The 11887-nt window shown below is 65.5% G+C and carries 11 protein-coding genes; 8 read left to right on the top strand and 3 right to left on the bottom strand.

Annotation, left to right across the window (positions count from 1 at the left end):
* Nucleotides 1-81: 81 nt before the first annotated feature.
* The 4 genes from NKH80_RS24960 to glcF all read left to right on the top strand — a co-directional run bounded on the left by NKH80_RS24960 (nucleotide 82) and on the right by glcF (nucleotide 4837).
* Entirely contained in the window at nucleotides 82-1578 is a 1497-nt protein-coding gene (locus NKH80_RS24960; protein WP_352994224.1) for an FAD-linked oxidase C-terminal domain-containing protein, read from the top strand.
* Nucleotides 1579-1800: 222 nt separating this feature from the next.
* Nucleotides 1801-3057: an FAD-binding protein gene (locus tag NKH80_RS24955; RefSeq protein WP_352883257.1), complete on the top strand. Its 1257-nt coding sequence runs from the start codon at nucleotides 1801-1803 to the stop codon at nucleotides 3055-3057.
* Nucleotides 3054-3437: a DUF4870 family protein gene (locus NKH80_RS24950; protein WP_254819316.1), complete on the top strand. Its 384-nt coding sequence runs from the start codon at nucleotides 3054-3056 to the stop codon at nucleotides 3435-3437. The genes NKH80_RS24955 and NKH80_RS24950 overlap by 4 nt, the downstream gene beginning before the upstream one ends.
* A gap of 68 nt (nucleotides 3438-3505) precedes the next feature.
* Nucleotides 3506-4837: a glycolate oxidase subunit GlcF gene (gene glcF / locus NKH80_RS24945; protein WP_352702102.1), complete on the top strand. Its 1332-nt coding sequence runs from the start codon at nucleotides 3506-3508 to the stop codon at nucleotides 4835-4837.
* 12 nt (nucleotides 4838-4849) lie between these two features.
* Here the strand turns inward: glcF and NKH80_RS24940 are convergent, their stop codons facing one another.
* The gene (locus tag NKH80_RS24940) at nucleotides 4850-5770 is read right to left on the bottom strand and encodes a bifunctional 5,10-methylenetetrahydrofolate dehydrogenase/5,10-methenyltetrahydrofolate cyclohydrolase (protein ID WP_352506893.1); all 921 of its coding nucleotides are present in this window, start codon (nucleotides 5768-5770) and stop codon (nucleotides 4850-4852) included.
* A 268-nt stretch (nucleotides 5771-6038) separates the two neighbouring features.
* Entirely contained in the window at nucleotides 6039-6773 is a 735-nt protein-coding gene (locus tag NKH80_RS24935) for a L,D-transpeptidase (RefSeq protein ID WP_254819319.1), read from the bottom strand.
* 222 nt (nucleotides 6774-6995) lie between these two features.
* Here NKH80_RS24935 and NKH80_RS24930 point away from each other — a divergent pair, with 222 nt between their 5' ends.
* Complete coding sequence (locus tag NKH80_RS24930) at nucleotides 6996-7631, top strand: DNA-3-methyladenine glycosylase I (RefSeq protein ID WP_352506891.1); 636 nt, start codon at nucleotides 6996-6998, stop codon at nucleotides 7629-7631.
* Between the two features lie 4 nt (nucleotides 7632-7635).
* Here NKH80_RS24930 and NKH80_RS24925 read toward each other — a convergent pair whose 3' ends face one another.
* Nucleotides 7636-7890 (bottom strand): hypothetical protein, encoded by a 255-nt coding sequence (locus NKH80_RS24925; protein WP_352475820.1) that lies wholly within the window; start codon nucleotides 7888-7890, stop codon nucleotides 7636-7638.
* A 228-nt stretch (nucleotides 7891-8118) separates the two neighbouring features.
* Between NKH80_RS24925 and hisS the strand changes: the two genes are divergently transcribed.
* The 3 genes from hisS (at nucleotide 8119) to hisG (ending at nucleotide 11669) form a co-directional block, all read left to right on the top strand.
* Nucleotides 8119-9678, top strand: coding sequence for a histidine--tRNA ligase (gene hisS / locus NKH80_RS24920; protein WP_352994220.1), 1560 nt, complete (start codon nucleotides 8119-8121; stop codon nucleotides 9676-9678).
* 174 nt (nucleotides 9679-9852) lie between these two features.
* The gene (locus NKH80_RS24915; RefSeq protein ID WP_352994217.1) at nucleotides 9853-10971 is read left to right on the top strand and encodes an ATP phosphoribosyltransferase regulatory subunit; all 1119 of its coding nucleotides are present in this window, start codon (nucleotides 9853-9855) and stop codon (nucleotides 10969-10971) included.
* A complete protein-coding gene (gene hisG, locus NKH80_RS24910; RefSeq protein ID WP_352994214.1) occupies nucleotides 10968-11669 on the top strand; it encodes an ATP phosphoribosyltransferase in 702 nt (233 codons plus the stop codon). The genes NKH80_RS24915 and hisG overlap by 4 nt, the downstream gene beginning before the upstream one ends.
* The last annotated feature ends 218 nt before the right edge of the window (nucleotides 11670-11887 follow it).

Here is an 11887-nt window from a genome sequence, read left to right as displayed (position 1 = left end):
CCAACCCGGCCAAAGCGGCATTTGCAAGCGACCACCGTCGCTGGTAAAAGATTTTTACCAGTCGATCGAAGGAGGCTGTCGATGTCCGGCCTTGCCATGCCGAAACCAGACGACGCCACGATGCGCCGGCGCGACGAGATCGTCGCCGATATGCGCATCATCGTGCCGGGCGAGGGCGTCGTCGACGCCGCCAATGCCATGCGCGCCTTCGAGAGCGACGGGCTTACCGCCTACCGGCAATTGCCGCTCGTCGTGGTGCTGCCGCAGACCGTGGCGCAGGTGTCGCGCGTGCTGAAATATTGCAGCGATCGCAACATCCGCGTCGTGCCGCGGGGTTCCGGCACCTCGCTGTCCGGCGGCGCGCTGCCGCTCCAGGACGCGGTGCTGCTGGTGATGAGCCGCTTCAACCGGATCCTCGAGATCGATTTTCAGAACCGCGTCGTCGTCGCCCAGCCCGGCGTCACCAATCTCGGCATCACCACTGCCGTCGAGCAGGAGGGCTTTTACTACGCCCCCGATCCATCCTCCCAGATCGCCTGCTCGATCGGCGGCAATGTCGCGGAAAATTCCGGCGGCGTGCACTGCCTGAAATACGGCCTAACCGCCAACAATGTGCTCGGCATCGAGATGGTGCTGATGAATGGCGAGGTGGTGCGCCTCGGCGGCAGCCATCTCGACGCGGAAGGCTACGACCTGCTCGGCGTGATGACCGGCTCCGAAGGACTGCTCGGCGTCGTCACCGAGGTCACCGTACGCATCCTGAAGAAGCCGGAGACGGCGCGTGCCCTGCTGATCGGTTTCCCGACCAGCGAGCAGGCCGGCCAATGCGTCGCCGACATCATCGGCGCCGGCATCATCCCGGGCGGCATGGAGATGATGGACCGTCCGGCCATCCACGCCGCAGAGGATTTCGTCCAGGCCGGCTATCCCCTGGATGTCGAGGCGCTGCTGATCGTCGAGCTGGACGGGCCGGGTGTCGAGGTCGATCACCTGATCGGCCTGGTCGAAGCCATCGCCTATAGGAACGGCTCGACCACATGCCGCATTTCGCAATCGGAGCAGGAGCGGCTGAGTTTCTGGGCCGGCCGCAAGGCGGCTTTCCCGGCGGTCGGCCGCATCTCGCCCGACTATTACTGCATGGACGGCACCATACCGCGCAAGGAACTGCCGCGCGTGCTCGCCGGCATGCGCGAACTGTCGGAGAAATACGGGCTCGGCGTCGCCAATGTCTTCCACGCAGGCGACGGCAATCTGCACCCGCTCATCCTCTACGACGCCAACGTGCCGGGCGAACTCGACAAGGCGGAAAGCTTCGGCGCCGACATATTGCGGCTCTGCGTCAAGGTCGGCGGCGTGCTGACCGGCGAGCACGGGGTCGGCGTCGAGAAGCGCGACCTGATGCCGGAAATGTTCAACCAGATCGACCTCGACCAGCAGATGCGCGTCAAATGCGCGTTCGACCCCAACCATCTGCTCAACCCGGGCAAGGTGTTTCCGCAGCTGAGGCGATGCGCCGAACTCGGGCGAATGCACGTGCATCGCGGGCAAGTGGCGTTTCCGGACATTCCGAGGTTTTGAGGGTATGTTGGCGCTTGGACACCCCCCTCTGTCCTGCCGGACATCTCCCCCGCAAGGGGGGAGATTGGCTGCTTCAACGTCCTGCTCGCCTTCAAGCGTTGATGGTTGGCGAAAGCCTAAGCGACATCCGATCTCCCCCCTTGCGGGGGAGATGTCCGGCAGGACAGAGGGGGGTGGGAAGGATCGCGGCCTCTCGTCATTTACGACTGGTGGTTCTGCCGCATGACCACCTTCACCCCGACCACATCAGCGGAAACCGTCTCCACCGTCGCTTGGGCAGCGGCGGAAGACTCGCCGCTCGAAATCCTCGGCCACGGCTCCAAGCGCGGCATCGGCCGGCCGCAGCAGAGCGAGCATACGCTCGACCTTTCCAAACTCTCCGGCGTCATGCTCTACGAGCCGGCCGAGCTGGTGCTGTCGGCGAAGGCCGGCACGCCGCTGGCCGAGATCGAAAGTCTGCTTGCCGAAAACGGCCAGCAACTGGCCTTCGAACCGATGGATTACGGCCCGCTGCTCGGCGGCGAGCCAGGACGAGGCAGCATCGGCGGCGTGCTTGCCGCGAACCTTTCCGGGCCGCGCCGGCTGAAGGCCGGTGCTGCGCGCGACCACATTCTCGGCATATCTGCCGTTTCCGGGCGCGGCGAGGCCTTCAAGTCCGGCGGCCGCGTGGTCAAGAACGTCACCGGCTATGATCTGTCCAAGCTGATGGCCAACAGCTGGGGCACGCTGGCGGTGTTCACCGACGTCACCTTCAAGGTGCTGCCTGCCGCCGAGACCGAAGTCACGCTCGCCATCCGCGGCCTGCTCGACGATCACGCCGCCGCCGCCATGGCGCTGGCGCTCGGTTCCAGCGCCGAAGTGTCGAGCGCTGCCCATCTTCCCGAACGGGTCGCAGCTAGGGTCGCTGACGGCAGTCTCGGCAGCGATGCGGCGACGCTGCTGCGCATCGAGGGCTTCGGCCCGTCGGTCGCTTACCGCATTGCCGCGCTGAAAAACCTGCTGAAAGACGCTGGGCCGCTGCAAGAGATTTCCGGTTCGGTCTCGTATTCGGTCTGGCGCGACATCCGCGACTGCGCGCCCTTCGCCGATGGCGGCGAAAGGCCTGTGTGGCGCGTCTCGATGGCGCCGTCACAGGGCCACCAGATGGTGCTGGCGCTGCGCATGCAGGCCGCGGTCGATGCCTTCTACGATTGGCAGGGCGGGCTGATCTGGCTGCGCATGCAGCAGGACGATCCCGAGGCCGGCCTGTTGCGCGGCCTCATCAGAAGACATGGTGGCGGCCATGCGACGCTGGTGCGCGCAACCCCCTCGCACCGCGCTGCCGTTCCCGTGTTCGAGCCGCAAGCGCCGCAACTGGCAGCACTGTCGGCCCGGCTGAAGGCCGAATTCGACCCGAAGAATATCCTCAGTCCCGGCCGTATGGCGCCGGGCGCAGGCTCTGCTACTCTCGCCGCGGCAACCGAGGGAGGAGCCCAATGAGCGATCCAGGCCAAAACGGTACGTCACGCCAGACCGACCGCTGGCTAGAGCCCGGCCCGACCAACGCGCTGGTCATCTACATCCTCTATCTCGCCGGCCTAGCCATCGGCGTCAGCGGCATTGTCGGCATCGTCCTGGCCTATATCAACCGCGGCAAGGCCGGCGGCTTCGTCGAGAGCCATTACACATTCCTGATCCGCACCTTCTGGATCGGCCTGCTCTATGCACTGATCTCGGCGCTGCTGATGATCGTGGTCATCGGTGTCGTGCTGATTTTCGCCGTCGCCGTCTGGTTCATCGCCCGCTGCATTCTCGGCCTGCAGGCGCTGCAGCGCGGCGAAGCGGTCAAGAACCCCGAAAGCTGGTTTCTAGGATTATGAGCGTGATCCCCAAAAGTGGGTACCGGTTTTGGGAAAAGATCATGCTCAAACGGTAAGGATTTGTTTACGTGCAGACCAATTTCTCAGCTGCCCAGCTCGCCGATCCGCATGTCGCGGAATCGGAGAAGATCCTGCGCAAATGCGTACATTGCGGCTTCTGCACCGCCACCTGCCCGACCTATGTGACGCTCGGCAACGAGCTGGATTCGCCGCGCGGCCGGATTTACCTGATCAAGGACATGCTGGAAAATGGCCGGCCGGCCGACAAGGAGATCGTCACCCATATCGACCGCTGCCTGTCCTGCCTCGCCTGCATGACCACCTGTCCGTCGGGCGTCAACTACATGCATCTGGTCGACCACGCCCGCGCCCACATCGAGGAGACCTACAAGCGTCCCCTGGCCGATCGTCTGACCCGCGCCATGCTGGCCTTCGTGCTGCCCTATCCCTCGCGTTTCCGCGCGGCGCTCAAGCTGGCGAAGCTCGGCCAGCCATTCGCCGGCCTGTTTGAGAAAATCCAGGCCTTGAGGCCTCTGGGCGCTATGCTCAAGCTCGCACCCGCGTCGGTCCCGGCAGTCTCGCCGATGGCCTCGCCGGGCGTCCATGCGGGGCAGGGCCCGAAGAAAAATGGCCGCGTCGCCATCCTCACCGGCTGCGCGCAATCCGTGCTCGATCCCGGCATCAACGACACGACGATCTCGCTGCTGACCAGGCTTGGTGTCGAGGTCGTCGTACCCGAAGGCGAAGGCTGCTGCGGCGCGCTGGTGCATCACATGGGCCGCGAGGCGGCTGCCCTGGCGTCGGCCAGGCAGAATGTCGACGCCTGGACGCGCGCCATCGAGCAAGGCGGGCTCGATGCCATCGTCATCACCGCGTCAGGCTGTGGCACCACGATCAAGGATTATGGCTTCATGATGCGCCTCGATCCGGCCTATGCCGGCAAGGCGGCGCGCGTCTCGGCGCTGGCCAAGGACATCACCGAATACCTCGTGAGCCTCGACCTGCCCGAGCCGGTGCGCAAGCCGGGCACCGTCGTCGCCTATCACTCCGCCTGCTCGATGCAGCACGGCCAGAAGATCACCCGCCAGCCGAAGGAGCTTCTGGCCAAAGCCGGGTTCGTCGTGCGCGAGCCGCGCGAAGGGCATCTCTGCTGCGGTTCGGCCGGCACCTACAACATCCTGCAGCCCGGGATTTCGGCGACGCTGCGCGACCGCAAGGTCAGGAATATCGAGGCGACCGGCGCTGAAATCGTCGCCACCGGCAATATCGGCTGCATCACCCAGATCGCCTCTGCCGCGAAGCTGCCGGTGGTCCATACGATAAAGCTGCTCGACTGGGCCTATGGCGGGCCGAAGCCCGAAGGCGTTCGCGAAGAGAGGGCGGCTATCGCGGCCCAGTGATCCGCCAGTCGTCTACTCGGCCGCCAGTCTGTCCGCCGTGCCGTAGGTTGCCTGGTAGCGCGCGCGCTGGCGGCTGAGCGCCACCATGGTGTTGCGCAGCAGGATCGCCACGGTGATCGGGCCGACGCCGCCAGGCACCGGCGTGATCCACGACGCGACATGCCTAACGCTCTCGGCATCGACGTCGCCGACGATGCGGCTCTCGCCGTCTGGCCCGATCTCCGAATTGATGCCGATATCGATGACGGCCGCACCCGGCTTGACCATATCGGCCTTGATCAGCCGCGGCTTGCCCACGGCGACGAACAGCGCGTCGGCGCGGCGTGCGTGTGCCGCCACCGAGCGCGTCATGTGATGGCAGACCGTCACCGTCGCGCCTTCGCTCATCAAAAGGAAAGCGATCGGCTTGCCGACGATCTCGGAATGGCCGACGACCACCACTTCGAGCCCCTTCAGGTCGAGGCCGGTTTCCTTGAGCAGTTCGACCGAGGCAGCCGCCGTGCAGGGCGCCAGATCGAGCTGGTTGTAGACGATGTTGCCGATCGAGGCCGGATGCATGCCTTCGACGTCCTTGAGCGGATGCACCGCCGCCTGCAGCGTCTTGATCGGGATGTGCACCGGCACCGGTCGCTGGATGATGATGCCGGTGACGCGCGGGTCGGCGTTGAGGCCGTGGATCGCCGCTTCGAGTTCGCCGGCAGTGATGTCGGCGCGAAAGCGCCTTTCCTCGAAGCCGATGCCGGCAAGCCCCGCCTTGGCGCGCTGGTTGCGGACATAGACGTCGACCGCCGCCGTGTCGCCGACGGTGATCGACACCAGCTTGGGCGGAAAGCCTTCGGCGGTGGCGATCGCCGCGTCCTCGCGCACGCCGGCGATGATGCGTTGGGCAACCGGGCCGCCTCGGAGATAGCGGCTGTCGTCGGAGAGGGTCATCGAGATAGGGCCTTTGTCTGGAACTTTAGCCGCCACATAGCAAAGCAACCGCGAACAGGCAGTGCGAAAAACGAACCGCCATGCCCGTCGCGCGACGTGCCGGCGAAATCTTCCCGTCAATTCTTGCTGGCGTTGGCGGAAACAAAAAGGGCAGCACGGCTTGCCGCGCTGCCCTTTCGTGACTGGCCGCATCCCCACACGGCCCGTCCCCCGTTATTCAATACTCCCGAGGCTTCTGAGCAGAATCATCGGTGAGGTCAACCGCAGATTACATCACTACAACCGTCGTGCCAACATTGACCCGCTCGTAAAGGTCGACCACGTCCTCGTTGCGCATGCGGATGCAGCCCGACGACACCGCGCCGCCGATCGTCCAGGGCTGATTGGTGCCGTGGATACGGTACTCGGTCGAGCCGAGATAGAGCGCGCGTGCGCCGAGCGGGTTTTCCATGCCGCCGGCGAGATAGGTCGGCAGATAACGGCCCTTGGCGGCCTCGCGGGCGATCATCACCGCCGGCGGCCGCCAGTCCGGCCAGACGCGCTTGTTGGTGATCTTGTGGGTGCCGGACCATTCGAAGCCCGGCTTGCCGGTGCCGACGCCATAACGCCGCGCCTTGCCGTTCTTCTCGACCAGATAGAGGAAATTCTCTCGCGTATCGATGACGATCGTGCCCGGCTTCTGCGGGCCGTCATAGGCGACTTCCTGCGGCAGATAGATCGGGTCGATCTGCGGCCGCATGATCATGCGCTTGGCCGGTGCCTGCACCGCTGCGGTGCGCAGCTGATCGGGTTCGGCCTGGCGCCGATAGCGCCGTTGCGGCTGCGCCTCTTGCCGGCTCTGCCGCACGATGCCCGGCGCATGGCCGAGCTGCAGCACCCAGGGCGCCGAAAGGTCGGGACTGACCACCACCGGCGGCCTCTCGGCATAGCGGTCGTTGGCATTGGCGGCACCGGCGGCAAGCACGGCGGCGGCGCCGAACAGTGGGAACAAGAATGTCTTCATCGCAACGCACCTTGATCGTCGAACATGCCGGGGTGCAAAGCCTCCCCGATTTCGCCGACAATGAGCGCGAAGCGGCCACCGAAACATGAATCGGAATGCGTAAAATGCCGATCTGTCAGTAAAGCTTTTGGTGTGGTTACCGCCCGGTTCAGGAATCTGGTAAAGCCACGGTAAAGGCCGCGTCAAAACGCGTTAACGCCAGGACAAGAACGGAATTCCGCCATGGACGAAAAGACAGGTCTGCTTGCCGGTCCCGACGGCGTCGCCCGCTGCTTCTGGCACGGCAACCTGCCGGATTATCTGCACTACCACGACCACGAATGGGGCCGGCCGGTCGCCGACGACCGCCGGCTGTTCGAGAAGATCTGCCTCGAGGGTTTCCAGTCGGGCCTGTCCTGGCTGACCATATTGCGCAAGCGCGACAATTTTCGCGAGGCCTTCGCCGGCTTCGATGTCGACAAGATCGCCGCCTTCACCGACGCCGATGTCGAGCGCCTGCTCGGCAATGCCGGCATCATCCGCCATCGCGGCAAGATCGTGTCGACCATCAACAACGCCAAACGCGCCCGCGAGCTCATCGACGAGGCCGGCTCGCTGGCGGCATGGTTCTGGAAGTTCGAGCCAGGACCGGACGAGCGGCCCGAGATCGTCGATCTCGCCCATCTGCGCGCCAACCCGACGACGGCCGTCTCGGTCCGCATTTCGAAAGAACTGAAGAAGCGCGGCTGGAGCTTTGTCGGCCCGACCACCGTCTACGCCTTCATGCAGGCGATGGGGCTGGTCAACGACCATCTCGAGGGCTGCGTCTGCCGCGAGCCGGTCGAGGCGGAGCGGAAAGCCTTCAAGCGGCCGAAATAGCGGCTCAGGCGCCGCCGGCGCCGGCGAGGAAAAACCCGGCGAGGATGGCCGCCAGCGCGGCGAACACCGGATAGATCACCAGCAGGCCGGTTATCAGCACGTCGCGCATGGTCGGCCCGTTGCGCTGTTGCGCCGCGATCTCGAACGGTCCCGCGAATTGCTTCGTCGCCTTGGGCGCATGATTGTCGGCCGGCCGCAGCCGGACCGAGGCGTCGCGTGCGCCGCTATCGATGATGTCGAACTTCTGTAGCGTGGCCATGGGCCCGAACCCCTTGTTTCGGCGCGCTTATCGGCCCGGATTGTGTCTGCACGATGCCGCGCGCATGGCGCAATTGTTTCAGCTTCTTTTTCTTGCCTTCTCCCACAAGGGGGAAGGAGAAGCGCAAACCCTTGCCGCTCCCGGCTGCATCGGTTAGGACACCCGCGCCGTGGAAATCGGATATTTAACCGATCCCCGGAGCGCCACGAAACACCGAGTACCCATCCCATGGCCGACAAATCCGAAAAGATGAAAGCGCGGCTGCCGCGCGGCTTTGTCGACCGCAGCGCCGACGACCTGCGCGCCGTCGAGAAGATGATGGCGACGATCCGCTCGGTCTTCGAGCTCTACGGTTTCGAGCCGGTCGACCAGCCGCTCATCGAATATACCGACGCGCTCGGCAAATTTTTGCCAGACCAGGACCGGCCGAACGAGGGCGTGTTCTCGTTCCAGGACGACGACGACCAGTGGCTGTCGCTGCGCTACGATTTGACCGCGCCGATGGCGCGCTTCGTCGCCGAGTATTACGAGCGCCTGCCGAAACCCTATCGCAGCTATCGCTCCGGCTGGGTGTTCCGCAACGAGAAGCCCGGTCCCGGCCGCTTCCGCCAGTTCATGCAGTTCGACGCCGATACCGTGGGCACCCCGGGCGTTGCGGCCGATGCCGAGATGGCGATGATGATGGCCGACGTGATGGAGGCGCTGGGCATCAAGCGCGGCGATTACGTCATCCGCGTCAACGACCGAAAAGTGCTCGACGGCGTGCTGGAGGCCATCGGCCTCGGCGGCGACGAGAATGCGGGCCGCCGGCTGACCGTGCTGCGGGCCATCGACAAGCTGGACAAGCTTGGCGTCGCGGGCGTGCGCCTGCTTTTGGGCGCCGGGCGCAAGGACGAGAGCGGTGATTTCACCAAAGGCGCCGGGCTGGACAATGCGCAAATCGACGTTGTCATCAGCTATTTCACAGTCATGGCGCAGCATGATCCCGAAAAAATTATCCAGACACTGGGATCCATCAACCCCGGTGTCGCCAATCTTATCGAGGAAAGGAAACTCGAACATCTGGGCATCACGAACGCCTCGTTTGTTGAGGGTCTTGCAGAGTTGGAGCAGATAAGAACCATGGTCGCACAAAGCGGCTACGGTGAGGATCGCATCCGCATCGACCCCTCCGTCGTGCGTGGCCTCGAATATTACACCGGCCCGGTCTACGAGGCCGAGCTGCTGGCCGAGATCCCCAATGAGGACGGCCAGATCGTGCGCTTCGGTTCGGTTGGCGGCGGCGGCCGTTATGACGGTCTCGTCTCGCGCTTTCGCGGCGAGCCGGTGCCGGCGACAGGTTTTTCCATCGGCGTCTCACGGCTGATGACGGCGCTGAAGAACCTGGGCAAGCTCGATATTTCCGATGTCATCGCGCCGGTCGTCGTGCTCACCATGGACAAGGATACGGAAAGCCTCGGCCGCTACCAGAAGATGGTGGCCGAGCTGCGCGCCGCCGGCATCCGCTCGGAAATGTATCTCGGCGGCGCCGGCATGAAGGCGCAGCTGAAATACGCCGACCGCCGCGGCAGCCCCGTCGCTGTCATCCAGGGCGGCGACGAGCGCGCCAAGGGCGAGGTGCAGATCAAGGACCTGATCGAGGGCGCACGGATGTCGGCCGAGATCGCCGATAACGCCGAATGGCGCGCGGCACGGCCGGCGCAGGTGACGGTGGCGGAGAGTGAGCTGGTTGCCGAAGTGAAGAAGATACTGGCGGCGCAGGCCGAGGAGCGGGCGCGTGGCAAGTAGGGTGCCAGCCTTCCCTTCTCCCCTTGTGGGAGAAGGTGGCCTCGCGAAGCGAAGTCGGATGAGGGGTGTTCCAGGGAACGCCGACGCCTCATTTCTTCCGGCACCCCTCATCCGTCTTGGCGCTTCGCGCCAATCCACCTTCTCCCACAAGGGGAGAAGGGAAGGGCGCCTGCGATGACCCCCCGCCCCGCCATCGCATCCGACATCGCGACGCTCTTCGCCGCGCGCAACACCCATGCGGTCGAAGTCGCCGTGCTGCAGCCGGCCGACCCGTTCCTCGACATGGCCGGCGAGGATTTGCGCCGCCGCATCTTTCTCACCGAAAGCGAGACCGGGCAGACGCTTTGCCTGCGGCCGGAATTCACCATTCCGGTCTGCCTCGACCACATTGCCAGCCAGGCGGGCACGCCGCGCCGCTATTCCTATCTCGGCGAGGTGTTTCGCCAGCGCCGCGAGGGCGGGAACGAATTCTTCCAGGCCGGTATCGAGGACCTCGGCGACCGCGACACGGCCGCCGCCGACGCCCGCTCGCTGGCCGATGCGCATGCGCTGCTCTCGTTGGTGCTGCCCGGCCGCGAGCTGGTGGTCACGCTCGGCGACCAGACCATCTTCGAGGCGGTGCTGGCAGCGCTTGGCCTGCCGCGCGGCTGGCGGATGCGGCTGGCGCGCGCCTTCGGCTCGGCGGCGATGCTGGAGGCATCCCTTGCCGACCTCGCCAATCCGCCGCGGAACAGCCGGCTCGCCGGCGCCGTCGCCGCCCTTGTCCTTGATGGCGATCTGGACGCTCTTTCGGCGCATATCGCCGGCGGCATGGAAGAGGCCGGCCTGTCGGCAACGGCCGGGCGTTCGCCCTCCGAAATCGCGCGGCGCCTGGTCGAGAAGGCCGAATTGCGCAGCGTGCGGCTGTCGAACGAGGCATTTGCGGCGCTGAAGGGGTTCCTGGCGATCGACGTGCCGCTCGATAGCGCCGCCGGGGCGCTCGAAAGCTTTGCCGCCGATGCCGGCCTTTCGCTGGGCGCCGCGCTGGACAATTTTGCCGCCCGCGCGGCGGCCATCGCAAGCCTCGGCCTGCCGATGTCTGAAATCCGCTACGACGCTGCCTTCGGCCGCCCGCTCGATTACTACACCGGGCTGGTCTTCGAGATCGCGGCGCAAGGCGGCGACCGTCCGCTCGCCGGTGGTGGCCGCTACGACCGGCTGCTGACGCTGCTCGGCGCAAAAACGCCGATCCCCGGCGTCGGTTTTTCCGTCTGGCTCGACCGCATCGAGGCGCTGCGGGAGAAGGCGCCATGATCACGCTGGCGCTGCCGTCGAAGGGCCGGCTCAAGGAGCAGGCGCTGGAGGTGCTGGCCAAGGCCGGGCTTGCCGTCAGCCTGCCCGGCGACGAGCGCAAATACCGCGCCCGTATCGATGGCATGGACGGCGTCGAAATAGCGTTCCTGTCCGCCTCAGAGATATCAAGCGAAATCGGCCAGGGCTCGGTCGATCTCGGCATCACCGGCGAGGATCTGCTGCGCGAAAACCTTGCCGATTGCGAGGCGCGCGCCGAAATCATCGCCCGCCTCGGTTTCGGCAATGCCGATGTCGTCGTCGCCGTGCCCGACATCTGGCTCGATGTCGACACCATGGCCGACCTCGACGACGTCGCCGCCGACTTCCGCCAGCGCCATGGCCGGCGGCTCAGGATCGCCACCAAATACTGGCGCCTGACCCAGCAGTTCTTTTCGCAAAAGCACGGCATCCAGGTCTATCGCATCGTCGAAAGCCTGGGCGCCACCGAAGGCGCGCCGGCGGCCGGATTGGCCGATATCGTCGTCGACATCACCACGTCAGGCTCGACGCTGCGCGCCAACCATCTCAAGGTGCTGGCCGACGGTCTCATCCTGCGCTCGCAGGCCTGTCTCGTCGCGTCGCGGAAGGCGCGCGCGGCGGCGGACGAGGCCGTGCTGCGCGATATTGCGGGCAGGATGGTGTCGGTGAACGCAGGCTGACGCCGCCGATCTCCCCCCTTGAGGGGGAGATGTCGCCGAAGGCGACAGAGGGGGTCGGTACGTCTTCACGCGACTCTCCTGACCGACAGAACAGGCTGGAGCTCCACGCGCGGCGCCCCCCTGGCCTGCCGGCCATCTCCCCCTCGAGGGCAGGGGAATCGCATATGGCGATTTTGGGGTTGAGTTTAGGCTGAGAAAGGATTCTTTGGAGAGGCAGT

Source organism: Mesorhizobium sp. M0904, from assembly GCF_040319475.1.
In the GTDB taxonomy this organism is placed as follows: Bacteria; Pseudomonadota; Alphaproteobacteria; order Rhizobiales; family Rhizobiaceae; genus Mesorhizobium.
This window is presented reverse-complemented; position numbering and strand designations above follow the sequence as displayed.